21 protein-coding genes are annotated in these 23,606 nt (G+C 71.7%); 5 read left to right on the top strand and 16 right to left on the bottom strand.

The features are described from left to right. Positions 1-40: 40 nt before the first annotated feature. The gene (locus ABZ070_RS04460) at positions 41-1,441 is read left to right on the top strand and encodes an MFS transporter (RefSeq protein ID WP_356629807.1); all 1,401 of its coding nucleotides are present in this window, start codon (positions 41-43) and stop codon (positions 1,439-1,441) included. Positions 1,442-1,495: 54 nt separating this feature from the next. Here the strand turns inward: ABZ070_RS04460 and ABZ070_RS04455 are convergent, their stop codons facing one another. From ABZ070_RS04455 to ABZ070_RS04435, 5 genes are all read right to left on the bottom strand, one after another. Beyond that, positions 1,496-1,849, bottom strand: coding sequence for an MmcQ/YjbR family DNA-binding protein (locus ABZ070_RS04455; protein WP_356629859.1), 354 nt, complete (start codon positions 1,847-1,849; stop codon positions 1,496-1,498). A 23-nt stretch (positions 1,850-1,872) separates the two neighbouring features. Next, positions 1,873-3,171, bottom strand: coding sequence for a hemolysin family protein (locus ABZ070_RS04450; RefSeq protein ID WP_356629805.1), 1,299 nt, complete (start codon positions 3,169-3,171; stop codon positions 1,873-1,875). Continuing rightward, positions 3,168-3,665 carry an rRNA maturation RNase YbeY gene (ybeY, locus tag ABZ070_RS04445; RefSeq protein WP_356629803.1) on the bottom strand — a complete coding sequence of 166 codons (498 nt, stop codon included), beginning with the start codon at positions 3,663-3,665 and terminating at the stop codon, positions 3,168-3,170. Before ybeY ends, ABZ070_RS04450 begins: the two co-directional genes overlap by 4 nt. Positions 3,666-3,677: 12 nt before the next feature. Next, positions 3,678-4,700, bottom strand: coding sequence for a PhoH family protein (locus tag ABZ070_RS04440; RefSeq protein ID WP_356629801.1), 1,023 nt, complete (start codon positions 4,698-4,700; stop codon positions 3,678-3,680). A gap of 160 nt (positions 4,701-4,860) precedes the next feature. Continuing rightward, positions 4,861-5,970: a PfkB family carbohydrate kinase gene (locus ABZ070_RS04435; protein WP_356629799.1), complete on the bottom strand. Its 1,110-nt coding sequence runs from the start codon at positions 5,968-5,970 to the stop codon at positions 4,861-4,863. A 203-nt stretch (positions 5,971-6,173) separates the two neighbouring features. Between ABZ070_RS04435 and ABZ070_RS04430 the strand changes: the two genes are divergently transcribed. Beyond that, positions 6,174-7,472 carry a glucarate dehydratase family protein gene (locus tag ABZ070_RS04430; protein ID WP_356629797.1) on the top strand — a complete coding sequence of 433 codons (1,299 nt, stop codon included), beginning with the start codon at positions 6,174-6,176 and terminating at the stop codon, positions 7,470-7,472. Positions 7,473-7,550: 78 nt separating this feature from the next. Here ABZ070_RS04430 and ABZ070_RS04425 read toward each other — a convergent pair whose 3' ends face one another. Further along, positions 7,551-8,198, bottom strand: coding sequence for a TetR/AcrR family transcriptional regulator (locus tag ABZ070_RS04425; RefSeq protein WP_356629795.1), 648 nt, complete (start codon positions 8,196-8,198; stop codon positions 7,551-7,553). Between the two features lie 150 nt (positions 8,199-8,348). Between ABZ070_RS04425 and ABZ070_RS04420 the strand changes: the two genes are divergently transcribed. Next, positions 8,349-9,641 carry a PQQ-binding-like beta-propeller repeat protein gene (locus ABZ070_RS04420; protein WP_356629793.1) on the top strand — a complete coding sequence of 431 codons (1,293 nt, stop codon included), beginning with the start codon at positions 8,349-8,351 and terminating at the stop codon, positions 9,639-9,641. A 112-nt stretch (positions 9,642-9,753) separates the two neighbouring features. Here ABZ070_RS04420 and ABZ070_RS04415 read toward each other — a convergent pair whose 3' ends face one another. The 9 genes from ABZ070_RS04415 to hrcA form a co-directional block, all read right to left on the bottom strand. Then, positions 9,754-10,755 (bottom strand): adenosine deaminase, encoded by a 1,002-nt coding sequence (locus tag ABZ070_RS04415; protein WP_356629791.1) that lies wholly within the window; start codon positions 10,753-10,755, stop codon positions 9,754-9,756. A gap of 25 nt (positions 10,756-10,780) precedes the next feature. Then, positions 10,781-11,695, bottom strand: a complete 915-nt coding sequence (locus ABZ070_RS04410; RefSeq protein ID WP_356629789.1) for a ribonuclease Z — start codon at positions 11,693-11,695, stop codon at positions 10,781-10,783. Positions 11,696-11,701: 6 nt separating this feature from the next. Beyond that, positions 11,702-12,061 carry a histidine triad nucleotide-binding protein gene (locus ABZ070_RS04405; RefSeq protein WP_356629787.1) on the bottom strand — a complete coding sequence of 120 codons (360 nt, stop codon included), beginning with the start codon at positions 12,059-12,061 and terminating at the stop codon, positions 11,702-11,704. Between the two features lie 112 nt (positions 12,062-12,173). Further along, on the bottom strand, positions 12,174-15,374 hold the full coding sequence (locus ABZ070_RS04400; RefSeq protein ID WP_356629785.1) for a S41 family peptidase: 3,201 nt from the start codon (positions 15,372-15,374) through the stop codon (positions 12,174-12,176). A gap of 45 nt (positions 15,375-15,419) precedes the next feature. Beyond that, entirely contained in the window at positions 15,420-15,920 is a 501-nt protein-coding gene (locus ABZ070_RS04395; RefSeq protein ID WP_356629783.1) for a hypothetical protein, read from the bottom strand. Positions 15,921-16,173: 253 nt separating this feature from the next. Further along, complete coding sequence (locus ABZ070_RS04390; RefSeq protein ID WP_356629781.1) at positions 16,174-16,917, bottom strand: 16S rRNA (uracil(1498)-N(3))-methyltransferase; 744 nt, start codon at positions 16,915-16,917, stop codon at positions 16,174-16,176. Next, positions 16,917-17,990 carry a nitronate monooxygenase gene (locus ABZ070_RS04385; RefSeq protein ID WP_356629779.1) on the bottom strand — a complete coding sequence of 358 codons (1,074 nt, stop codon included), beginning with the start codon at positions 17,988-17,990 and terminating at the stop codon, positions 16,917-16,919. Before ABZ070_RS04385 ends, ABZ070_RS04390 begins: the two co-directional genes overlap by 1 nt. 238 nt (positions 17,991-18,228) lie before the next feature. Beyond that, positions 18,229-19,365, bottom strand: a complete 1,137-nt coding sequence (dnaJ, locus tag ABZ070_RS04380; protein ID WP_356629777.1) for a molecular chaperone DnaJ — start codon at positions 19,363-19,365, stop codon at positions 18,229-18,231. Then, complete coding sequence (gene hrcA, locus ABZ070_RS04375; protein ID WP_356629775.1) at positions 19,366-20,391, bottom strand: heat-inducible transcriptional repressor HrcA; 1,026 nt, start codon at positions 20,389-20,391, stop codon at positions 19,366-19,368. Positions 20,392-20,580: 189 nt separating this feature from the next. Here hrcA and ABZ070_RS04370 point away from each other — a divergent pair, with 189 nt between their 5' ends. After that, the gene (locus ABZ070_RS04370) at positions 20,581-21,312 is read left to right on the top strand and encodes an MBL fold metallo-hydrolase (RefSeq protein ID WP_356629773.1); all 732 of its coding nucleotides are present in this window, start codon (positions 20,581-20,583) and stop codon (positions 21,310-21,312) included. Positions 21,313-21,337: 25 nt separating this feature from the next. Further along, positions 21,338-22,156: a DUF3097 domain-containing protein gene (locus ABZ070_RS04365; RefSeq protein ID WP_356629771.1), complete on the top strand. Its 819-nt coding sequence runs from the start codon at positions 21,338-21,340 to the stop codon at positions 22,154-22,156. 173 nt (positions 22,157-22,329) lie between these two features. Here the strand turns inward: ABZ070_RS04365 and hemW are convergent, their stop codons facing one another. Next, positions 22,330-23,562, bottom strand: a complete 1,233-nt coding sequence (gene hemW / locus ABZ070_RS04360) for a radical SAM family heme chaperone HemW (protein ID WP_356629769.1) — start codon at positions 23,560-23,562, stop codon at positions 22,330-22,332. Between the last annotated feature and the right edge of the window lie 44 nt (positions 23,563-23,606).

Raw genomic sequence — 23,606 nt, 5'->3', positions numbered from 1 at the left:
CGCTCCCCACGGTTGTTCCGGCCTCCGCACGCTGACAACCATGGCTACCGACACCTCCCTCCGCGCCACCGGTGCGACGGCCCCGCCCCGGTTCGACCGGCGCCTGCGGCTGGTCCTCTTCGTGCTGTGCGCCGCGCAGTTCATGGTCGCGCTCGACTTCTCCGTGCTGAACGTGGCACTGCCCGACCTCGGCCGGGACCTCGGGCTGAGCCGGTCCGCCCTGCAGTGGGCCGTCACCGCCTTCGCGCTGCCTGCCGGCGGCCTGCTGCTGTTGTTCGGCCGGATCGCGGACCTCTACGGGCGGCGCAGACTGTTCCTCACCGGACTCGCGGTCTTCGGCGCGGCCTCGCTTCTCGCCACCTGCGCGTGGGACCCGGTGTCCTTCCTCGCCGGCCGGGCGCTCCAGGGCCTCGGGGCGGCCGTCATCGTGCCCGCCGGCATGTCCCTGCTCACCACCACCTTCCCCGAAGGGCCGCAGCGCGACCGGGCGCTGGGCATCAGCGGCACGCTCATGTCGCTCGGGTTCACCGTCGGCATGGTGCTGGGCGGCGTCATGACCGACACCCTCGGCTGGCGCTCGACCATGGGCCTGCCGGCCCTCTTCACCCTGATTGTCCTGCCGCTCGCCCCGGGCCTGCTGCCCGAGTCCCGCACCCCGCAGCGGCCGAAACTCGATGTGCCCGGCGCGATCACCGTCACGGGCGGGCTGCTCGCGGTGATCTACGCCTTGTCCACCGCCGCCGACCGCGGCTTCGGCGGCGCGGACGTGCTCGTCACGCTCGCCGTGGGCGTGGTGCTGCTGGCCGCCTTCGTCGTCGCCGAGACACGCAGCGCGGCGCCACTGGTGTCCCTGCCGATGCTGCGCCGGCAAACGGTCGCCTTCGGCAATCTGGGCGGTCTCGTCACCTTCTCGATGATGAGCACGGTCGTTTTTGTGCTCACGCTGTACCTGCAGGAGACGCTGAGCCTCTCGGCCTTCCGGACCGGACTGGTCTTCGGAGTGCAGGGCGCCCTGTCCGTGGCCGCCGGAACCCTCGTCCCGAAGGTCATAGGCCGATTCGGCGCCCGCCGCACGCTGGTGTACTCCCTGGCCGGTCAGGGCCTGTTCGTCGCGACGCTCCTGGGCATCGGCACGGAATCGGGCGCGCTGCTCGCCACGGTGGGCGTCTCGCTGGCGAGCGTGTGCCATCTGGGGGCGATCATCTCGTACGGCCTCACCGTGACGTCCGGCGTCCCCGACGAGCAACAGGGCCTGGCGACGGGCCTCGTCACGACGACGCAGCAGGTGGGCCTCACGGTCGGGATCCCTCTGCTGGGGGTGCTGGCGACGACGCGGTCGTCGCTCTGGGAGGGGGTACGGGTGGTGCTGGCGATCGACGCGCTGGTTGTGGTCGGGGCGGCGGGGGTGCTGGCGGTGGCGCTGCGGCCACGCCGACGTTGAGCTTCCCCCGTCACGCCTCTTCCCCTGACCGGGGCTCCGTCCCCGAAGCGCGCGTCACGGCCGGTCCAGGCGCAGCCGGTCCGCCCGCGGCAGGCCGGCCACCACCAGGTCGTACGAGTCCTCCACCAACTCCCGCACCAGCCGCGCCGGGAGCTCGGCCACCGTCACCGTGTTCCAGTGCCGCTTGTTCATGTGCCAGCCGGGCACGACCGCCGCGTGCTCCGCCCGGAGCTGCACGGCGAGGTCGGGATCGCACTTGAGGTTGACCGTCAGCGGTGCGGCGTCCAGCGCGCTGAGGGCGAACATCTTGCCCAGAACCTTGAAGACCGACGTCTCGGGGCCGAACGGGAACTCCTCGACCGCCTCGTTGAAGTCGAGGCAGAAGGCTCTCAGTTCCCGCGCCGTCATGGCTCGCGTGCCGCTCGTGCCGCTCATCCCGCCGGCTCCTCCTCCGTCACCTGCTTCACCGGTTCCGACAGCACCGTGACGATCTTGTTGCGGCGGCCGGCGGGGGACTCCGCGGTCAGTCGGAGCGCGCGGCCGTCCGGCAGGTCCACGACCGCTTCGGCGCCCGCGATCGGGACGCGGCCCAGCGCCTTGGCCAGCAGGCCGCCGACCGTCTCCACGTCCTCGTCGTCGAGTTCGTCGACGCCGTACAGGTCGCCGAGGTCGCCGATGTCGAGGCGGGCGGTGACGCGGAAGCGGCCGTCGCCCAGCTCCTCGACCGGCGGCAGTTCCCTGTCGTACTCGTCAGTGATCTCACCGACGATCTCCTCCAGGATGTCCTCGATCGTGACGATGCCGGCCGTGCCGCCGTACTCGTCGATGACGACGGCGACGTGGTTGCGCTTCTGCTGCATCTCGCGCAGCAGGTCGCCCGCGTTCTTCGTGTCGGGCACGAACACCGCGGGCCGCATCGCCGTGGAGACGAGGTCGGCCTCTGCGTCGCGGTTGATGTGGGTCTTGCGGACCAGGTCCTTGAGGTACACGACGCCGACGATGTCGTCCTCGTTCTCCCCGGTGACGGGGATGCGGGAGAAGCCGGAGCGCAGCGCCAGCGTCAGCGCCTGGCGGACGGTCTTGTAGCGCTCGATGGAGACGAGGTCGGTGCGCGGCACCATCACCTCGCGGACGAGGGTGTCGCCGAGCTCGAAGACGGAGTGCACCATACGGCGTTCCTCGTCCTCGATCAGCGACTCCTGTTCGGCGAGGTCGACCATCGCGCGCAGCTCGGCCTCCGACGCGAACGGCCCCTTGCGGAAGCCCTTTCCGGGGGTCAGCGCGTTGCCGATGAGAATCAGCAGCTGCGGGATCGGGCCCATGACGCGGGCCAGCGGCAGCAGCACGTACGCGGAGGCGGTGGCCGTGTTGAGGGGGTGCTGGCGGCCGATGGTGCGCGGGGAGACGCCGACGGCGACGTAACTGACCAGCACCATCACGGCGATGGCGACGAGCAGCGCCGACCAGGTCTCGTCGAACTCCTCGAGGCACCCGTAGGTGACGAGCACCCCGGCCGCCATCTCGCATGCGACCCGCACCAGCAGGGCGACGTTGAGATAGCGGGTCGGGTCGGCGGCAACCTGTTCGAGCTTGTCGGCGCCGCGCCGCCCCGCCCGTATGGCCTCGGCCGCGCGGAAGCTGGACACGCGTGCGATGCCGGCCTCCGCGCAGGCTGCCAGCCAGGCGACGACGACCAGCGCGACGGCGCCCGCGATCAGTTGGCCGCTCATGAGACGGTCGGCGCCGGCGAGGGACCGGTCAGGCCCTTCTCCGTCCGCCAGCCGTCGACGATCGCGGCCTGCAGACCGAACATCTCGGCCTTCTCGTCGGGCTCCTCGTGGTCGTACCCGAGCAGGTGCAACACTCCGTGGACGGTGAGGAGCTGGAGCTCCTCGTCCATGGAGTGCTGCGTCGGTGCCTCGTCGCCCTGCTTCTTCGCCACCTCGGGACAGAGCACGATGTCACCGAGGAGCCCCTGCGGGGGCTCCTCGTCGTCCTTCACCGGAGGACGGAGCTCGTCCATCGGGAAGGACATGACATCGGTCGGACCGGGCAGGTCCATCCACTGGATGTGCAACTGCTCCATGGCTTCGGCGTCCACGACGATCACCGAGAGCTCGGAGAGCGGGTGGATACGCATCCGCGCGAGCGCGTAGCGGGCGATGTCGAGGATCGCCTGCTCGTCGACCTCGGTTCCGGACTCGTTGTTGACGTCGATCGACATGGTGCGCGTTTGCTACTTCCCGTTTTGGCCGTCGTACTTCTCGTACGCGTCGACGATACGGCCGACCAGCCTGTGCCGGACGACATCCTGCGACGTGAGCCGTGAGAAGTGCACGTCCGGGACGCCGTCCAGGATGTCCTGGACCTGGCGCAGGCCACTCTTCGTGCCGCCGGGCAGGTCGACCTGGGTGACGTCGCCGGTGATCACGATCTTCGAGTCGAAGCCGAGCCGGGTGAGGAACATCTTCATCTGCTCGGGGCTCGTGTTCTGCGCCTCGTCGAGGATGATGAACGCGTCGTTGAGCGTGCGTCCTCGCATGTACGCGAGGGGCGCGACCTCGATCGTGCCCGCGGCCATCAGGCGCGGGATTGAATCGGGGTCGAGCATGTCGTGCAGCGCGTCGTACAGCGGCCGGAGATACGGGTCGATCTTCTCGTAGAGCGTGCCGGGCAGGAAGCCGAGGCGCTCACCCGCCTCGACGGCGGGGCGGGTCAGGATGATGCGGTTGACCTGCTTGGACTGGAGCGCCTGCACCGCCTTCGCCATGGCGAGGTACGTCTTGCCGGTACCGGCGGGGCCGATGCCGAAAACGATCGTGTGCTTGTCGATCGCGTCGACGTAACGCTTCTGGTTGAGCGTCTTGGGGCGGATGGTGCGGCCGCGGCTGGAGAGGATGTTCTGGGTGAGGACCTCTGCCGGGGTTTCCGGCACGGCCTCGCCAGAGCCTTCCTCGGCCGCCCTGAGCATGGCGATCGAGCGTTCCACTGCGTCCTCCGTCATCGGCTGCCCGGTGCGGAGCACGAGCATCATCTCGTCGAACAGGCGCTGGATCAGAGCGACTTCCCGCGCATCGCCGACCGCGCTGACCTGATTGCCCCGGACATGGATGTCGGCCGCCGGGAAGGCCTTCTCGATCACGCGCAGCAAGGCGTCACCCGAGCCGAGAACCGTCACCATCGGATGCTTGGCGGGGACGGTGAAGTGGGCTCGTGCCTGGTCCGGCGCCGGTGTCTGGTCAATGGGTGTCTGAGTCATGGGCCGGCTCTGTGGCCTGCACATACCTCCCGTTGCAGGGTTCTCGCTGCTCGACAACCTCTGGAACACCCAGGGTACGACGTGCCACTGACAGGACCGAAGGCTTTTCTCAGCGCCCGCGCCGTTCCGCCGACCCCGGCGCTCGGCGGGTCCCGGCGCCTCAGACCGAGCGGCCGAAACCGATGGTCGGCACCGCCCGGCGCAGGGGCCACGGCCTGGCCGGCGCGGGCAGCAAGCCCTCCAGGAACCCGTAGCGGCGCAGCGCGGCCGGGTCCTGGTCCGGTGCGGACTGGACGGACTGCCACCACGCGGCGACCTCCGACCAGCCCGGCGCGGACAGCGACCCGCCGAACTCCTGCACGGACAGGGCGGCGGTCAGCCCGGCGAACGCCAGGCGGTCGGCGAGCGGCCACCCCGCCAGCGTGCCGGTGACGAATCCGGCCACGAAGACGTCCCCCGCGCCTGTCGGATCCAGGGCCTCCACACAGATGGCGGGCACCTCCGCGCTCTCGCCGGTGGCGCCGTCCACGGCGTAGGCGCCCTCCGCACCCAGAGTGACGACGGCGAGCGGGACCCGGTCCGCCAAGGCGTGGGCGGCGGCCCGCGGGCAGTCGGTGCGGGTGTAGCGCATGGCCTCCGCCGCGTTGGGCAGGAACGCCTCGCAGTGCTCCAGGTCGGCCAGGTCGTCCGGGTCCCAGCGGCCGGAGTCGTCCCACCCGACGTCCGCGAAGATCCGCGTGCTCTTGCGGGCGGCCTGGGCGATCCACTCGGCGCGGGTCCCTGGCACGAGGGACGCCACCGCGGCGCGGGCGGGCGGCGGGCAGGCGGGAGCGGACTCGTGCGGCGGGGCTTCGTGGCCGTGCGTCACCATCGTCCGCTCGCCCTCGTACGCCATGGAGACGGTGACCGGGGAGTGCCAGCCCGGGACCGTACGGGACAGGGTCAGATCGATGCCCTCGCCCTGTTCGAGGGCGTCCCAGCAGTACTCGCCGTAGTGGTCGTCCCCGAAGGCGGCGGCGAGGGAGGTGTGCAGGCCGAGCCGGGCGAGGGCGGTGGCCATGTTGGCGACGCCGCCGGGGCTGGATCCCATGCCGCGCGCCCACGACTCGGTGCCGCGCACGGGCGCGGAGTCGAGGCCGGTGAAGATGATGTCGAGAAAGACGCTGCCGGTGAGGTAGACGTCGCAGACGGGGTCCTCCGGCGTCCGCAGGGCCGCGAGGGGGTCGAGGTAGGTCGAGTGCCGCAGTTGTTCTCCGCTGCGAGTGGTCACCGTGCGCGCTCCCGTACGTGATGCAGTTCAAGCCAGTCTGCCCGACGGCACCGACACCCGGCCCGAAGCACATGCGCCCCGCCCGGAGACCCGAAGGGCACACCGCCGGGCGGGCGGAGGGAGTTCCCACACCATTGACGCGTGGATGTTCGCCTACCTAATCTCTGTTCTCATACATGTACATGATTCCTGTGGGGAGACACATGGGCCAGGACCTGACCATCTCCGAGGTACGGCTCACCCCGATCCTGGTCGCCGACCCGCCGCTGCTGAACACCCAGGGAGTGCACCAGCCCTACACCCCGCGGCTGATCGTCGAGATCGTCACCGCCGACGGCGTGACCGGCGTCGGCGAGACCTACGGGGACACCAAGTACCTCGATCTGGCGGCTCCCCTTGCCGACGCACTGCCCGGCCGCCCGGTCTCCGACGTCAACGCGCTGCACCGGCTGGCGCAGCGCGTGTGCGGTGACTCGCCGGCGGCGACGGGCGCCGGTGCCGTCGACGCCGGCGGGCTGCGCGGCGTGCAGACCGCGGACAAGCTGCGGCTCTCCGTGGTCTCCGCCTTCGAGGTGGCCTGCCTCGACGCACTGGGCAAGTCCCTCGGGCTCCCCGTGCACGCGCTGCTCGGCGGCAAGCTCCGCGACACCGTCGAGTACAGCGCGTACCTCTTCTACCGCTGGGCCCGGCACCCCGGGGGCGCCGGCGAGCCGGACGACTGGGGCGCCGCGATCGACCCGCCCGGCATCGTCGCGCAGGCGAGGCGCTTCGCCGACGAGTACGGCTTCACCTCGTTCAAGCTCAAGGGCGGCGTCTTCGAGCCGGAGCAGGAGATCGCGGCGATCCGGGCGCTGGCCGACGAGTTTCCCGGGAACCATCTGCGGCTCGACCCCAACGGCGCCTGGTCGGTGGCGACGTCGCTGAAGGTCGCAGAGGAGCTGGCGGGCGTACTGCAGTATCTGGAGGACCCGGCGAGCGGGACGGCCCGTATGGCGGAGGTGGCGGCGGGTGCGGACGTACCGCTCGCGACGAACATGTGCGTGACCACGTTCGCGGAGATCCCGGAGGCCTTCTCGCGCGGGGCGGTGCAGGTCGTCCTGTCCGACCACCACTACTGGGGCGGACTGCTGGCGACCCGGGAACTGGCGGCGGTGTGCCGGACCTTCGGCGTGGGGCTCTCCATGCACTCCAACACGCATCTGGGCATCAGCCTCGCCGCGATGACGCACGTCGCGGCCGTCGTCCCGAACCTGGACCACGCCTGCGACAGCCACTACCCGTGGCAGACGGAGGACGTGATCACCGAGCGGCTCTCCTTCCGGGACGGACGACTGACGGTGAGCGACCGGCCCGGCCTCGGTGTCGACCTGGACCGCGACAGGCTGGCCCGGCTGCACCGGCGGTGGCTGGACGACGACGGCACGATGCGCGAACGCGACGACGCGGCGGCGATGCGCGTCGCCGAACCGGGGTGGGTCACCCCCGCCGTGCCCCGCTGGTGACGGAGCGGGCCGTCCAAGGGGCTGAACGCGGCACCCGAAGAGCTGAACGCCTGCCCTGCCGCGGCGGCTCGAGAGGCCCTACGGCGTGACCGGTCGGAGGATGCCCAGCAGCATCCGGACCAGCTCGTCCACGAGCTCGTCGAGCGTCGCGTCCACCCACCCGACCGTCCAGTCGTGGAGCAGTCCGTTGACGCTGCCGATGAACGCCGCCGCCGCGACGCGGTAGTCGCGCGGCTCCGCCTCTCCCCGCGCCACGGCGTCCTCGGCCTGCGCACATATGAAGTTCACCCAGCGGGCGCGCCGGGTGAGCCGCTGACGCTCCATCTGCGGGCTGACGCCGATGATCTCGATGAACGTGATCCTGATGCGCCGCGGATCACCCGTCACGTTGCCCGCGTACGCGCGAAAGACCGCCGTCGCCCGCTCCGCCACCGGCAGGTCGGCCGCCTCCGCGAGCGCGGCGAGCGCCGCCTCCTCGGCCCAGTCGTTGACCTGGAGATGCAGCGCGGCCAGCACGTCCTCGAGCGTCCGGAACTCCTCGTAGAACTGCCGGGTGGAGAGCCCGGCCGCGTCGCACAGCGCCGCGACGGTCGTCGCGCGGTAGCCCGGGGTGTCACCGAAGAGACGCAGACCGGCGTCGAGGAACCGCCGGCGCCGCTCGGCCTGCCGCTCCCCGGCCGACCGGCCCCCGTAACGGCCCGTCGGCTGTCTGAGCCTGCCGCCCACTGGTGCCTCCCTCGTCGATCGCTGACTCATTTTCACGCGTCCGGAGTCTTGTGAAGCCCGCTCCTCCTCGTTACTTTCCAGTAGCCCAATCTGAACGGACCCGTTTTCAGACTGCGCCCTTGTCGGGACGCCCTTGTGGAAGGAACGACGATGTCTCTGTCCAGCACCAGGCGGGCCCTGGGTGCGGTCGTCGCCGCCGTGGCCCTCGCCGCGACCGGTTCGGTGACAGCAACCGCGGCGCCCCCCGCGGCCCCGGCGTCCGCGGCACAGGACGCCGACGCCCGGGCCGCAGACGGCCTGCGGGAGGTGATGTTCGTCGGCAACAACTGGGACGGCACCGCCGATGTCATCGAGGCCCGGGGCGACTTCGCGAAGATCGGGCGGGTCAACGTCATACCCGACAAGGAGCAGCGGCTCACCGAGATCTACCTCAACCCCGTCAAACTGGCGTTCTTCCTCGGCATCCGCCAGGGCCCGGGAGAAGGCCACGACCAGTTCGTCGACGACATGTACTCCACGCCCGACGGCTCCGCCATGGTGGTCTCCCGGCCCAGCTTCGCCGACGTCGTCTCCATCGACCTCGCCACCGGAAAGATCAACTGGCGCTTCCCCGTCTCCGGCTTCCGCTCCGACCACATGGCCGTCTCCCCCGACGGCAAGCGCGTCGCCGTCTCCGCCTCGACCTCCAACACCGTGCATGTCCTCGACATCGAGACCGGCGAGCAGGTGGGGTCGTTCACGACCGGGGACAAGCCGCACGAGAACGTCTTCACCGACGGCGGCAGGTATCTGTGGAACATGTCGATCGGTGAGGTCAACACCGCGCTCGACGCCCCCTGGCTCGACTGGACCAAGGGCGACCGCCGTATCACCGTCGTCGACGCGCGGACCTTCGAGCAGGTCAAGGTCATCGACATGCGCGAACGGCTCGACGCCTTCGGCCGCGAGGACCTCTCCGACTCGGTCCGGCCCGTCGCCTTCGGCCCGGACGAGTCGAAGCTCTACTTCCAGGTGTCGTTCTTCAACGGCTTCCTCGAGTACGACGTGGCGACGGACAAGATCACCAGGGCCAAGACGCTCCCGAAGAACCCCGCGACCAGCGAGGACCGCACCACCTGGGTCAACGACTCCCGCCACCACGGCATGTCCATGAGCCCCGCGGGCGACAAGCTCTGCATCGCCGGAACCATGGACGACTACGCCACCGTCGTCGACCGCGCGACCCTGCGGGAGGGGCCGCTGGTGACCGCCTCCAAGCCCTACTGGGCGACGGTCAGCGGCGACGGCAAGGCCTGCGTCATCTCCGAGAGCGGCTCCGACGCCGTCACCGCGATCGACTTCGCCACCGGCAGGAAGGTCGCCACCGTCTCCGTCGGAGACCACCCCCAGCGGGTCCGCATCGCCCACGTCCCGGCCGGCTGGACGGGCCCGGCCGCCCGCTGAGCCCCCCGCGAGCGGGTCCGGACCGGCCGGCAGGGGGCCGGTCCGGACCGCGTCCCGTCCTGACCCCCTTGCCGGCCCTGTCCGGGCGGACGGCGCCAGGTCCTGTCCGGGCCTAGCCGGCGTGCTCGAACTCGTACGCCTCCACCTCGGCCAGCAGGCGCGCCCGCCGCTCCTCGTCGTCGTCCAGGAACGACGCCAGGATCGAGTTCCGGGCCAGCTCGCGCAGTTGCTCGTCCCCCAGCCCCAGCGCCTCGTGCACCGCGTGGAACGTGTCCCCCACATAGCCGCCGAAGTACGCCGGGTCGTCCGAGTTGACCGTGCACATCAGCCCGGCGTCCATCATCCGCGCCAGGGGATGGTCCTCCAGCACGTCGACCGCGCGCAGCCTTACGTTGGACAGCGGGCACAGCGTGAGCGGGATCCGCTCACGTACCAGCCGCGCGACCAGGCCCGCGTCCTCCATGCAGCGCAGCCCGTGGTCGACGCGCTCGACGCCGAGGACCTCGAGCGCCTCCACGATGTAGGCGGGCGGCCCCTCCTCGCCCGCGTGCGCCACCCTGCGCAGGCCGAGCGCGGCCGCCGCCTCGAACACCGCGCGGAACTTGGAGGGCGGATGGCCCACCTCCGCGGAGTCGAGCCCCACGCCGGTGATCCGGTTCAGATACGGCTTCGCCGCCTCCAGCGTCGCGAGCGCCGACTGTGCGGACTCGTCGCGCAGGAAGCACATGATCAGCCGGGTGGAGACGCCGTGCCGCTCCTCTGCCCGGTCGAGCGCGCGGCCGAGCCCCTCCACGACCGTGCCCATCGACACGCCCCTGGCGGTGTGCGCCTGCGGGTCGAAGAAGATCTCCGCATGCCGTACGCCCTGCGCGGCGGCCCGCTCCAGGTACGCGTCGGCCAGATCCGCGAAGTCGTCCTCCGTGCGCAGCACCGCCATCAGCCCGTAGTACAGGTCGAGGAACGACTGGAGATCCTTGAACAGATAGGCCCGGCGCAGCTCTTCGGTGTCCGCGAAGGGCAGCGTGACACCGTTGCGCGCGGCGAGCGCGAAGGCGAGCTCGGGCTCGAGGGTGCCTTCGATATGAAGGTGCAGTTCGGCTTTGGGGAGGGGCATGATCACATCCTAGGCCGCGGCGGCCTCAGGACCGTTTGGGCACGGGGATGCGCCACAGGTCCCTGGCGACGGTCAGCTCGCCGTCGAATCCCGCAGCCCTGGCCTGCCGCTCGAAGTCCGTGGCGGCGTCGGTGTAGCGCTGGGAGAAGTGCGTGAGGACGAGGTGGCGTACGCCCGCGTCCCGGGCCACGCCGCCCGCCTGGCCCGCCGTCAGATGTCCGTGTTCCGACGCCAGTCGGCCGTCCTCGTCGAGGAACGTCGACTCGATGACCAGCATGTCGCAGCCCTCCGCGAGCACATGGACGCCCTCGCAGAGCCGGGTGTCCATCACGAAGGCGAAACGCTGACCCCTGCGGACCTCGCTCACGTCGTCCAGGGACACCCCGCCGAGCGTGCCCTCCCGCTGGATCCGCCCCACGTCCGGACCCTTGATGCCGTGCGCCGCCAGCTCCTTGGGCAGCATCCGCCGGCCGTCCGGCTCGACGAGGCGGTAGCCGAACGACTCGACAGGATGCGAGAGCCTGTGCGCATACAGGGTGTACGCGCCGGTCCGCGCGACGACGCCGTCGGCGGCGGCCGGCACCGGGGCCTCGACCAGTTTCACCGTCTCGCGGTACGCCGTCGCGTACCGCAGCCGGTCGAAGAAGCGCTGCCCGCTCTTCGGATAGTGCGCGGAGACCGGATGCGGGACCTGGTCGAGGTTGATCCGCTGGATCACCCCGGCGACACCGAGCGAATGATCACCGTGGAAGTGGGTGACGCAGATCCGGTTGATGTCGTGCGCGGACACGCCGGCGCGGAGCATCTGGCGCTGCGTACCCTCGCCGGGGTCGAAGAGCAGCCCCTCGCCGTCCCAGCGGAGCAGATAGCCGTTGTGATTGCGGTGCCGGGTCGGTACCTGGCTGGCGGTGCCCAGCACCACGAGTTCCCGTACGGACAAGGCGGGCTATCCCGGGGGCCATTGGAGGCCGCGGCCTCCGAGCACGTGCGCGTGCGCGTGGAACACCGTCTGCCCCGCGCCGGCTCCCGTGTTGAAGACGACGCGGTACCCGCTCTCGACCACCTTCTCGTCGGCGGCGATCTGCCCGGCCTCCCTCAGCACGTCGGCGGCGAGCTGCGGGGCGCCTGCGGCGAGGTCGGCCGCGTCCGCGTAGTGCGCCTTGGGGATGACGAGGACGTGACTGGGAGCCTGGGGATTGATGTCGCGGAAGGCGACGGTGGTCTCCGTCTCACGCACGACGGTGGCGGGCACCTCCCCGGCGACGATCTTGCAGAACAGGCAGTCCGCCTGCGGTTCTCCGGCCATTCCCGGGTCCTCCTCGCGCTCCGACGACTTCCACGCGCATCGTATCGGCGGCGTGCCCCTTCCGGGCGCGGAGCCCGGCCCTGGTGGGCCGGGCCGCTTCCGGAAACGCCCGCTAGGGAAGCGTCGGCGGTTGCTTCGCCGGCGTCCGGGCCAGGGACTCCAGCGCCATACGGATCGCCTCGTCCAGCTGCGGGTCACGACCCGCGGCGTGGTCCTGGGGCGCGGTGACGACCTCGACGTCCGGATCGACGCCCCGGTTCTCCACGTCCCAGCCGTAACCCTCCAGCCAGAACGCGTACTTCGGCTGGGTGACCAGCGTCCCGTCGACAAGCGAATAGCGGCTGTCGATGCCCACGACGCCGCCCCACGTGCGTGTGCCGACGACGGGTCCGATACCGAGCGCCTTGATGGCCGCGTTGACGATGTCGCCGTCGGAGCCGGAGAACTCGTTGGCGACGGCGACGACCGGGCCGCGCGGCGCGTCGAGGGGGTAGCTGTACGGCCGCATGCCTCGCGGCAGGTCCCAGCCGACGATCCGCCTGGCCAGTTTCTCGATGACGAGCTGCGACGTGTGGCCGCCGCGGTTCTCCCGTACGTCCACGACCAGCCCTTCCCGAGCCACCTCGACCCGCAGGTCGCGGTGGATCTGGGCCCAGCCGGGAGCCTGCATGTCGGGCACGTGCAGATAGCCGAGGCGGCCGCCGGACTGCTCGTGGACGTAGGCGCGGCGGTCGGCGACCCACGCGTGGTAGCGCAGCGGTTCCTCGTCGGCGAGGGGGACGACGACCGCGTACCGCGGATCGCCACCGCCCACCGGGGACACGGTCAGTTCGACGGGTTTGCCGGCCGCACCGACGAGCATCGGCCCCGGGCCCCTGACCGGGTCGACGGGCCGCCCGTCCACGGCGAGGAGCGTGTCGCCGGCGCGCAGGGCGACACCGGGTGCGGCGAGCGGCGAATGCGCGTTCGGGTCGGAGGTCTCGGACGGCAGGATGCGATCGATACGCCAAGCGCCGTCGTCGGTACGGGAGATGTCGGCGCCCAGCAGCCCCTGCCGGGTGGAGGCGTCGCCGTGGCCGCCGTACGGCATGACGTACGCGTGCGAGGTCCCCAGCTCGCCCTGGACCTCCCACAGCAGGTCCACCAGGTCGTCATGGGTGGCGACCCGGTCGAGGACGGGCCGGTAGCGCTCGAGGACTCCGTCCCAGTCGACGCCGCCCAGGTCCGGACGCCAGAAGTGGTCGCGCATCAGCCGGCCGGCCTCGGCATACATCTGCCGCCACTCGGCGGCCGGTTCGACGCCGGCGCGCACCCGGGACAGGTCGACGGTGACGCTCGCGCCGCCGTCGTTGTCGTTGTCGTCGTGCGAGACGTCGCTTGGGACCACCTTGAGTTTGCCGCCGGTGCACAGCAGGATCCGCTTGCCGTCCCCGGTGACGCGGAAGTAGGAGGCGTCCGAGGAGAGTTCCTCGACCCGCTGCTGCCCGAGGTCGTACCGCTCCAGGGTGGTTTTGGGCCCCGGGTCCTCGGGCGTGGCGCGGCCCGCGCCGAGGACGCCGCGCAGCGGGTGGCGCAGCCACAGCAGGCCGTCCTTGGCGGCACGCAGACCCGAATAGCTGGCGGCCTCGACGGGGAACGGCACTATGCGGTCCGCGAGCCCGTCGAGGTCGATACGGGTGACGGGTGCCGCGCCCTCCTCCTGCTCCGAGGAGCCGTCCTTGTCGGCGTCGAAGGCCCGGCCGTGCCGCTGCGGCCCGAACGGCGAGGGCGTGGTCGCGGCCAGCGTGATCAGATGCGGCCGGCAGCCGCCGACGAAGGCCAGGTCGAAGACGTGCGCGTCGTAGACGGGGTCGAAGGCCCGCTCGGACAGGAACGCGAGGTGCTTGCCGTCGAGGGTGAAGGCGGGCTGGAAGTCGGCGAACCGCAGCGGCGTGGCCTCGGAGACGGTCAGATCACCGGTGTTGGCGATCTTGATCTGCCGCAGCGGATTGGGGCCGGGGTGCGACCATGCGAGCCAGGCCGAGTCGGGCGAGAAGACGAGCCCGTCGGCGTCACCGTCCTCGCTGCGGTCGACCTCGCGCACTTCGCCCGTCTCGCGTTCGACGAGCAGCACCCGGCCGTCGTGCGAGGCGACGGCGGCCCGGCTGCCGTCGGGGGCGACGGCCAGGCTCAGGATTCGACCGAGCCGGCCCGCGGCCAGCCGGCGCGGGGTGGCGCCGGCCGCGGTACCGGTGGCGGGTGCGAACTCCAGGGCGTCGTCGCCCTCTGCGTCGGTCACCCACACGACGTGGTGTTCGCCGTCGACACGGAAGGTGCGCGGCAGCCTGGCTCGTACGCCCGATTCGACGGCGAGCGAACGCGCCGGCCCTTCGCGGTGGGTGACCCAGTGGATGCCGCCCCGGATCTCCACGGCGCTGCCCCGGCCGGTGTGATCGGGGGCAGCCGCGCCGAAGTAGTGGTCGGCGTCCACGGGCCGGGGCTGCAGGTCGGTGCGCTGCCCGCCGAGCCGGATGTCGAGGCGGCGCGGCTCGGCGCCGTCCAGGTCGTCGACGATCCACAGTTCGCCCGCACTGGCGTAGGCGACGCGGGTGCCGTCGGTGGCGGCGTGGCGTGCGTAGAAGCCCTCGGCGCCGGTGTGGCGGCGCAGGTCCGAGCCGTCGGGCAGGGAGGAGTACAGGGCGCCGATGCCCTCGTGGTCGGAGAGGAACGCGACGCGGCCGCCCACCCACAGCGGGTACTCGATGTTCCCGTCGACGTCCTCGTGGAGACGGACGAATTCCCCGTCGTCGCCCCGGTCGATCCACAACTTGCCCGCCGTGCCGCCGCGGTAGCGCTTCCAGGCGGCGGCCTCGCGGCCCATGGTGGCCGACAGCAGCAGCGTGTGCGGGCCGCCGTACGCGACGCCGCCGACCGGTCCGTACGGGAGGATCTCGGAGGGGCCGCCGTCGAGCGGCACCGCGTGTGCCCAGGTGCGGCGCAGCGACGCCTGACCGTGGGTGGTGAGCGCCAGCACCCGGCCGTCCGGGGTCCAGCCCCGTACCGAGGTTCTGTTGCTGCCCCAGTGGGTGAGCCGGTCCGAGGGGCCGCCGTCGACGGGCGCGAGGTGGACCTCGGGGGCGCCGTCGCGGTACGACGACCAGGCGATGTGCGTGCCGTCGGGCGAGATCCTGGGATGGTTCACGGGCATGTTGTCGGCGCTCACGCGCCAAGCCCGGCCGCCGTCGAGCGGCGCGACCCAGACGTCGTCCTCGGCGGTGAAGGCGATCAACTCGCCGTGCAGATGCGGATACCTGAGGTAGGCAGGGTGCGTCACACCGTCACCCTAGGCAGGTGGGAGCAGCTGCGGGAGGGTTTTGGATCACTTGGCCGGAACGGCGGTCACCGTCTCCGTGACGGTCACGGTGACGGTCGGCCGGGGCTGTCCCGTCCGGGGCGTGGCGCTGCCCGGGGCGGCGGTGTCGCAGGTGCCGAGCATGGTCGCCCGGAAGACGACCTTCTTGTCGACCCTGGCGGTCATGTCACCTCGGACGCACGTGCCGGCGCGCTCCTCAGTCACCTTGCCGGTGAGGGTGATGACCTGGCCGGATCCGGTCTCTCCGCGGCAGTCCACGGTGACGCTTCGGGGCGGGGCGGGGGTGCCGGAGGCCGCGGGCACGGGCGACGCGTCGGCCTTCCCGGTGCAGCTGAACCAGGCCACGTCGAACGTGAGCCGCTCCAGAGTGCTGGTCGCGGTCCGGTCCGTGGTGATGGCGACCGCGGCGGAATTGAGCCCGCCGGCCGCCGGCTCGCATGCGGTGACGCCGAGAACCGCCACCGCGCAGGCGGTGAGCAGAACCGGTGTGCGTCTTGACGCCGTCATGGTGGCAGAGTGCCACCGGCTCCCCCGTGGGAGAAGACGGGTTGACGCCAGTTCACACCACTGGGCGGCGCGGCGGGTGAGCCGAAGGGGCACCCGGCCAAAGCCCGCTGACGGTACAGCGAAAGGGAGTGGGGGCGCCTCCTGCCGAAGGCAGGGGAGCGCGGAGGCCGCGAGGAACGAGCAGTCGAGCACGATCGACCGTCGGCACACGCGCAAAGCGCCCCGGAGGTGAACCGCGCCCCGGGCTCCGCATTCAGGACCAGCGGCCGGTGCGCCCCAGCAGCAGTGCCGTCGCCGCCGTACCGGCCGTGGAGGTACGCAGCACGCTGCGGCCCAGCCGGTACGGCTTGGCGCCCGCCTCGGCGAACACGGCCAGTTCCTCCGGCGACACACCGCCCTCCGGTCCGACGACCAGCACGATGGACCCCGCGGTCGGCAACTCGGCCGTCGCCAGCGGCTGTGCGCCCTCCTCGTGGAGCACTGCCGTGAAGTCGGCCGCCGCCAGAAGTGCCGCCACCTGCTTGGTCGTCGACGTCTCCGCGACCTCGGGGAAGCGGAGCCGGCGCGACTGCTTGCCCGCCTCACGGGCCGTCGCCCGCCACTTGGCCAGCGACTTGACCCCGCGTTCGCCCTTCCACTGTGTGATGCAGCGCGCCGCGGACCACGGGACGACCGCGTCGACACCGGTCTCGGTCATGGTCTCGACGGCGAGTTCACCGCGGTCGCCCTTCGGGAGCGCCTGTACGACCGTGATGCGGGGGGAGGGCTCCGGCTCCTCACGGCATTCGCGCACCTCGACGACAAGACGGTCCTTGCCTTCCGTCGACACGACGGCGCCTGCGGCCCCGCGGCCCCGGCCGTCGGTGAGGACGATCTCCTCACCCTGCTGGAGCCTGCGTACGGACACGGCGTGCCGGCCCTCGGGGCCGTCCAGGGTGACGGCCCCGCCGGGAGCGACGCCGACGAGCGACTCGACGAGGAAAACGGGTGCGGTCATCACACACCGCCGCCGAGCGCGAACGCGGCCCGCGCCGAGTCGGTTTCCGCCGCCAGCACCCCCACCAGCTGGGCGGCGGGCATCTCGCGGACCAGCCGGTGCCCCTGCCCGGCCCAGAGCGCCATGCCCTGGGCGTCGCCCGCCTTGGCCGCAGCCTTGCGCAGCGGACTCGTCATGTGATGCACCTCGGGATATGCGGCGGGAGCGTACGGCCCGTGCTCCCGCATGAATCGGTTGACCAGTCCCCGCGCGGGCCGCCCGGAGAAGGCGCGGGTGAGTTCGGTCCGCGCGAACAGCGGATCGGTCAGCGCCCGCTTGTGCAGCACGTGTGCCGCCGACTCCGGGCACACCAGGAACGCGGTGCCGAGCTGCGCGGCGCTCGCTCCCGCCGCCAGGACGGCGGCGATCTGGCTGCCCCGCATCAGACCCCCGGCCGCGATCACGGGCAACTGCACGGTTTCCCTGACCAGTTGGAGCAGCGCGAGCAGCCCCAGACCTGCTCCGTCGGTCGCGGGGTCGTCCCGGTGTGTTCCCTGGTGCCCGCCCGCCTCGATGCCCTGCACACACACGGCGTCGGCACCGGCCCACTGCGCGGACTGTGCTTCCTCGGGCGTGGTGACGGTCACGATCGTGAAGGTGCCCGCCTTGGTGAAGGACTCGAGCACGCTGCGCTCGGGACAGCCGAAGGTGAACGAGACGACGGGGACCGGATCGTCGAGCAGGATGGCGAGCTTCGCGTCGTAGCCGTCGTCGCGTCCCAAGGCGGCATCACCCAGCGGCGTCTCGTACCACCCGGACTCACCGGCCAGCTGATCCCGGTAGACACCGACGGCGGCGGGGTCGGCGGTGCCGGGCTGCGGCATGAAGAGATTGACGCCGAAGGGGCGGGCGGTGAGCCCGCGCACCTGTTTGACCTCCTGGTACATCCCGTCCGCCGTCTTGTACCCGGCGGCGAGGAATCCGAGCCCACCGGTCTCCGAGACGGCCGCGACCAGCTGCGGGCAGGAAGCGCCGCCGGCCATGGGAGCCTGCACGATCGGATGACGGCAGAGATCGGTCAGCGGGGAGGACATGCAGGCATCGTGCCACGTCCCGCCCGGGCGGCCGAATCCCCGTTCCGGGGGCGCTGCGGGCGCGAGCGCGGCCGCAGCGCGGCTGTTCCCCACCCCCACCGAACCCCCGCGCCTCAAACGCCTGCGGGGCTCCGAAGGAGCCCGTCCGGCGATTGAGGACACCGCGCGGAGCGCGGTACGGGTCCGGGGCTTGCCCCGGTATCGGGAAGGGGCGGGGTGGGGAGGGTCGCGCCGCGGGCTAACGCCCGTTGAACGCGTCCTTCAGACGCGAGAACAGCCCCTGCTGCCCCGGCTGGAACTGGCCCGTCGGCCGCTCCTCGCCGCGCAGCTTCGCCAGGTCCCGCAGCAGCCGCTCCTGCTCCGGATCCAGCTTCGTCGGCGTCGTCACCTCCACGTGCACGATCAGGTCGCCGCGCCCGCCACCGCGCAGGTGCGTGATGCCGCGCCCGTGCAGCGGGATCGACTGCCCCGACTGGGTGCCCGGCCGGATGTCGACCTCCTCGATGCCGTCGAGCGTCTCCAGCGGGCACTTCGTGCCCAGCGCCGCCGCCGTCATGGGGATCGTCACCGTGCAGTGCAGATCGTCGCCGCGCCGCTGGAAGACGGGGTGCGCGACCTCGTGGATCTCGACGTAGAGATCCCCCGCGGGGCCGCCGCCGGGGCCGACCTCGCCCTCGCCGGCGAGCTGGATGCGCGTGCCGTTGTCGACACCGGCCGGGATCTTCACGGTCAGCGTCCGCCGCGAGCGGATGCGGCCGTCACCGGCGCACTCCGGGCACGGGGTGGGCACGACCGTTCCGAAGCCCTGGCACTGCGGACACGGCCGCGAGGTCATGACCTGGCCGAGGAACGACCGCGTCACCTGCGAGACCTCGCCACGGCCGCGGCACATGTCACAGGTCTGCGCCGAGGTCCCCGGCGCCGCGCCCTCACCCGAGCAGGTGGTGCAGACGACGGCCGTGTCGACCTGGATGTCCTTGGTCGTGCCGAAGGCGGCCTCGGTGAGGTCGATCTCCAGACGGATCATCGCGTCCTGGCCGCGCCGCGTGCGCGAGCGGGGCCCGCGCTGCGAGGCGGTACCGAAGAACGCGTCCATGATGTCGGAGAAGTTTCCGAAGCCACCCGCGCCGAAGCCGCCCGCGCCGCCGCCTCCGGCCTGCGAGAGCGGGTCTCCGCCGAGGTCGTAGACCTGCTTCTTCTGCGGGTCCGAGAGCACCTCGTACGCGGCGTTGATCTCCTTGAAGCGCTCCTGCGTCTTCGGATCCGGGTTCACATCCGGGTGGAGTTCGCGCGCGAGGCGGCGGAAGGCCTTCTTGATCTCGTCCTGCGATGCGTCGCGGCGTACGCCGAGTACGGCGTAGTAGTCCGTGGCCACTTACGACTCCGCCAGGATCTGTCCGACGTAACGTGCCACTGCGCGTACCGCTCCCATCGTTCCGGGGTAGTCCATGCGGGTCGGTCCGACCACGCCGAGTTTGGCAACTGCCTCGTCGCCCGAACCGTAGCCGACGGCGACCACGGACGTGGAGTTGAGTCCTTCGTGGGCGTTCTCATGACCGATCCGTACGGTCATGCCCATGCCGCCCGATTCCTTCGCCTCTCCGAGCAGCTTGAGAAGCACCACATGCTCCTCCAGCGCCTCCAGCACCGGCCTGATGGTCAGCGGGAAGTCGTGCGCGAAACGGGTCAGATTGGCGGTGCCGCCGATCACGAGCCGCTCCTCGGTCTCTTCGACCAGGGTTTCGAGCAGTGTGGAGAGCACCGCGGAGACGGTGCCGCGGTCCTCGTGCTCGAACGACTCGGGAAGGTCCTGCACCAGTTGCGGCACATCCGCGAAGCGGCGTCCCACGACCCGGCTGTTGAGCCGGGCCCGCAGGTCCGCGAGCGAGGTGTCGCCGAACGGCGCGGGGCAGTCGATCATGCGCTGCTCGACCCGGCCGGTGTCCGTGATCAGCACGAGCATCAGTCGGGCGGGCGCGAGGGAGAGGAGTTCCACATGCCGGACCGTGGACCGGGTCAGCGACGGGTACTGGACGACGGCGACCTGCCGGGTCAGCTGCGCCAGCAGGCGCACCGTGCGGCCCACCACGTCGTCGAGGTCGACCGCCCCGTCCAGGAAGTTCTGGATGGCGCGGCGCTCGGGCGACGACAGCGGCTTCACGCCCGCCAGCCGGTCGACGAACAGCCGGTAGCCCTTGTCCGTGGGAATCCGGCCGGCGCTCGTGTGAGGCTGGGCGATGAACCCCTCCTCCTCCAGCACGGCCATGTCGTTGCGGACGGTGGCCGGGGAGACGCCGAGCTGATGCCGCTCGGTGAGGGCCTTGGAGCCGACGGGCTCCTCGGTGCCGACATAGTCCTGGACGATGGCGCGCAGCACCTCGAGCCTGCGTTCGCTGAGCATTCGTGCGCACCTCCAGCTGTGGTTCCTCGTGTGTGGCTTGGCACTCGGCGCGCCCGAGTGCCAGCATTCCCCCGGCCAGTGTACGGCCGCCGGGTACGCGGGTAGAAGGGTGGCCGACCGTGCGGTCGGACACGCTGTGCCGGGGGCCCGCCGAGGTCGATGCGAATGTGATGCCGATAGCGTCGCCGCATGGACGTCAGTTGGGAAGACCTCGGCTGGGAACGGCTGGCCGACGGAGTCGGCCGTCGCCGTATGCCCGGCTGGGACGCGACCGTCGGTCTGGTCGTCGGCGAGGACGCCGTGCTGCTCTTCGACACCGGCTCCACGGTCCGCGAGGGCGCCGAGGTACGGGCCCAGGCGCAGGCCCTGCTCGCCGGCCGGCGGGTCCGGCGGGTGACGCACATCGCACTGAGCCATCCCCATTTCGACCATGTGCTGGGCACAGCGGCCTTCGCGGGTGCGGAGGTCTACGGCGCCGTGGGCATGGACACGCTCCTGCGGCGTGAGCGGGACGTGATCGGCGCCGACGCGGTGCGGCACGGGGTCGCGCCGGACGACGCGGCGCAGGCCGCGGACCTGCTGGTGGCCCCGCAGCACAGCGTGTGCGGCGAGTGGACGCTGGAGCTGGGCGGCCGCCAGGTACTGCTGGCCAACGTCGGCCCCGGCCACTCCGGCCACGACCTCGCGCTGCTGGTGCCAGGCGAGCCGGAAGTCGTCTTCTGCGGCGACCTGGTGGAGGAGTCCGGTGAGCCGCAGGCCGGTCCGGACGCCCTACCGTCCCGCTGGCCCGCGGCCCTCGACCGGCTGCTCTCGCTCGGCGGCGAGGACGCGCTGTACGTGCCGGGGCACGGGGCGGCGGTGGACGCGGCGTTCGTGCGTGCCCAACGGGCGTCGCTGGCCGCGCGTTTCGGCGTGTCGTAGGGCAGCCGGACGTATCGTCGTGCGAATGCGCAGTTACAGCCCTGATCTCACACCGCCGTGGAAGCGGTCGAAGCCGGCCCCCGAGATCCCCGCGGACCCCGACCTGGTCGTCGAGGAGGTGTCGACGGGCTTCTGCGGCGCGGTGATCCGCTGCGAGGCGGGGACGGTCACCCTCGAGGACCGCTTCGGCAAGCACCGGGTCTTCCCGCTCGAGCCGCGCGGCTTCCTGCTGGAGGGCCAGGTGGTCACCCTGGTCCGCCCGGCGCCCACGGCCCCGAGCCGTCCGGCCCGTACGGCCTCCGGCTCCCTCGCCGTGCCCGGCGCGCGGGCCAGGGTCGCCCGTGCGGGCCGCATCTATGTGGAAGGGCGGCACGACGCGGAGCTGGTGGAACGCGTGTGGGGCGACGACCTGCGCATCGAGGGTGTGGTCGTGGAATACCTGGAGGGCATCGACGACCTTCCCGCGATCGTCGCCGACTTCGCCCCCGGCCCGGACGCCCGGCTCGGTGTCCTGGTGGACCACTTCGTCGAGGGCTCGAAGGAGTCCCGCCTCGCCGCGTCGGTCACCGACCCGCACGTGCTGGTGGTGGGCCATCCGTACATCGACGTCTGGGAGGCGGTGAAACCGTCGTCCGTGGGCATCCCGGCCTGGCCGAGGGTCCCGCGGGGCCAGGACTGGAAGACGGGCGTCTGCCGGGCGCTGGGCTGGCCGGAGAACACGGGCGCGGTCTGGCAGCACATCCTGTCGAAGGTCACGAGTTACAAGGACCTGGAGCCGTCGCTGCTGGGCGCGGTGGAGCGGCTGATCGACCACGTCACGGCCGGTGACGCGGACCACGTGTGACCTTTCGGACGCCTGGCCTCCGCCGGCGTCCCCCGGCGGCCGGGAGGTGCGGCCGGCCCCGGAGGCGGGGCCCGGTGGAGGTCGGACCACCACGTCCCGCGCACCACCCCGTCTCGGTCCACCAGGTCCCGCACCACCCCGTCTCAGTCCACCAGGTCCCGCACCACCCCGTCTCAGTCCACCAGGTCCCGCACCACCCCGTCCGCGAGCAGCCGTCCCCGCAGGGTGAGGACCGCTCGGCCCTCCTCGTACGGCGCGGGCTCCAGCAGCCCGTCGGCGAGCGCCCGGCGGGCCGCGGCGAGGCCCGCCTCCCGCAGCAGCTCCAGCGGGACGCCCTCCCGCAGCCGCAGCTCCAGCAGGATCCGCTCGACCCGGCGGTCCTCGTCGGAGAGGACCTCGCGGCCCGCTCCCGGCGAGCGGCCCTCCGCCAGCGCCGCCGCGTACGCGCCCGGATGCTTCACGTTCCACCAGCGCACGCCGCCGACATGGCTGTGCGCGCCGGGGCCGGCGCCCCACCAGTCGGCGCCGCGCCAGTACAGCTCGTTGTGCAGGCACCGGCCGGCTTCGGTGGTGGCCCAGTTGGAGACCTCGTACCAGTCGAAGCCGGCTGCGCCGAGCACCTCGTCGGCGATCAGATAGCGGTCGGCGTGGACGTCGTCGTCGGTCATCGGCACCTCGCCGCGCCGGATCCGGCGGGCCAGCTGGGTGCCCTCCTCGACGATCAGCGCGTACGCCGAGACATGGTCCGGCCCGGCGCCCACCGCCGCCTCCAGCGAGGCGCGCCAGTCGTCGTCGCTCTCGCCGGGGGTGCCGTAGATCAGGTCCAGGTTCACATGGTCGAAGCCCGCCGCCCGGGCCTCGGCCACACACGCCTCCGGCCGCCCCGGTGTGTGGGTCCGGTCGAGCACCTTCAGCACATGCTGCCGGGCGCTCTGCATCCCGAACGAGATCCGGTTGAAGCCGCCGGCCCGCAGCGCCTCCAGATACGCGGGGCCCACCGACTCCGGGTTCGCCTCCGTGGTCACCTCGGCGTCGTCGGCGAGCCCGAACTCCTCGCGCACGACGTCCAGCATCCGTACGAGATCATCGGCGGCCAGCAGCGTGGGCGTGCCTCCGCCGACGAACACCGTCCGCGCCTGACGCGTGTCGTCGCCGAGGATCTTGCGGGCGAGGCGGATCTCGTCGGCGAGGGTCTCGGCGTAGTTGTCGCGGGAGGCGAGGACACCGCCGGAGCCGCGCAGCTCGGTGGCGGTGTACGTGTTGAAGTCGCAGTAGCCGCAGCGCGTCGCGCAGTACGGCACGTGCAGGTAGAAGGCGAGAGGCCGGTCTCCGGCGGCGTGGAGGGCGGACGCGGGCAGTGCGCCGTTCTCGGGCACGGGTTCGCCGTCGGGCAGTACGGAAGGCATGCCCCCCATTGTCCGTCACTCGGGAGGGCCTCCGTCCGTCGCTC

The sequence above is a fragment of the Streptomyces sp. NPDC006283 genome, from assembly GCF_040613325.1.
Taxonomy (GTDB): Bacteria; Actinomycetota; Actinomycetes; order Streptomycetales; family Streptomycetaceae; genus Streptomyces.
Note: the sequence above shows the minus strand (reverse complement) of the source record. Positions and strands in the feature narration are given on the sequence as shown.

Excerpts from the sequence above, each read along its gene's own strand:
- ABZ070_RS04385 (WP_356629779.1), bottom strand. The coding sequence starts at position 17,990 with ATGTCCTCCCCGCTGACCGATCTCTGCCGTCATCCGATCGTGCAGGCT.
- ABZ070_RS04440 (WP_356629801.1), bottom strand. The coding sequence starts at position 4,700 with ATGACTCAGACACCCATTGACCAGACACCGGCGCCGGACCAGGCACGA.
- ABZ070_RS04370 (WP_356629773.1), top strand. The coding sequence starts at position 20,581 with ATGGACGTCAGTTGGGAAGACCTCGGCTGGGAACGGCTGGCCGACGGA.
- ABZ070_RS04395 (WP_356629783.1), bottom strand. The coding sequence starts at position 15,920 with ATGACGGCGTCAAGACGCACACCGGTTCTGCTCACCGCCTGCGCGGTG.
- ABZ070_RS04365 (WP_356629771.1), top strand. The coding sequence starts at position 21,338 with ATGCGCAGTTACAGCCCTGATCTCACACCGCCGTGGAAGCGGTCGAAG.
- ABZ070_RS04455 (WP_356629859.1), bottom strand. The coding sequence starts at position 1,849 with ATGACGGCGCGGGAACTGAGAGCCTTCTGCCTCGACTTCAACGAGGCG.
- ybeY (WP_356629803.1), bottom strand. The coding sequence starts at position 3,665 with ATGTCGATCGACGTCAACAACGAGTCCGGAACCGAGGTCGACGAGCAG.
- ABZ070_RS04460 (WP_356629807.1), top strand. The coding sequence starts at position 41 with ATGGCTACCGACACCTCCCTCCGCGCCACCGGTGCGACGGCCCCGCCC.
- ABZ070_RS04405 (WP_356629787.1), bottom strand. The coding sequence starts at position 12,061 with ATGGCCGGAGAACCGCAGGCGGACTGCCTGTTCTGCAAGATCGTCGCC.
- hrcA (WP_356629775.1), bottom strand. The coding sequence starts at position 20,391 with ATGCTCAGCGAACGCAGGCTCGAGGTGCTGCGCGCCATCGTCCAGGAC.
- ABZ070_RS04430 (WP_356629797.1), top strand. The coding sequence starts at position 6,174 with ATGGGCCAGGACCTGACCATCTCCGAGGTACGGCTCACCCCGATCCTG.
- ABZ070_RS04420 (WP_356629793.1), top strand. The coding sequence starts at position 8,349 with ATGTCTCTGTCCAGCACCAGGCGGGCCCTGGGTGCGGTCGTCGCCGCC.
- hemW (WP_356629769.1), bottom strand. The coding sequence starts at position 23,562 with ATGCCTTCCGTACTGCCCGACGGCGAACCCGTGCCCGAGAACGGCGCA.
- ABZ070_RS04450 (WP_356629805.1), bottom strand. The coding sequence starts at position 3,171 with ATGAGCGGCCAACTGATCGCGGGCGCCGTCGCGCTGGTCGTCGTCGCC.
- ABZ070_RS04390 (WP_356629781.1), bottom strand. The coding sequence starts at position 16,917 with ATGACCGCACCCGTTTTCCTCGTCGAGTCGCTCGTCGGCGTCGCTCCC.
- ABZ070_RS04415 (WP_356629791.1), bottom strand. The coding sequence starts at position 10,755 with ATGCCCCTCCCCAAAGCCGAACTGCACCTTCATATCGAAGGCACCCTC.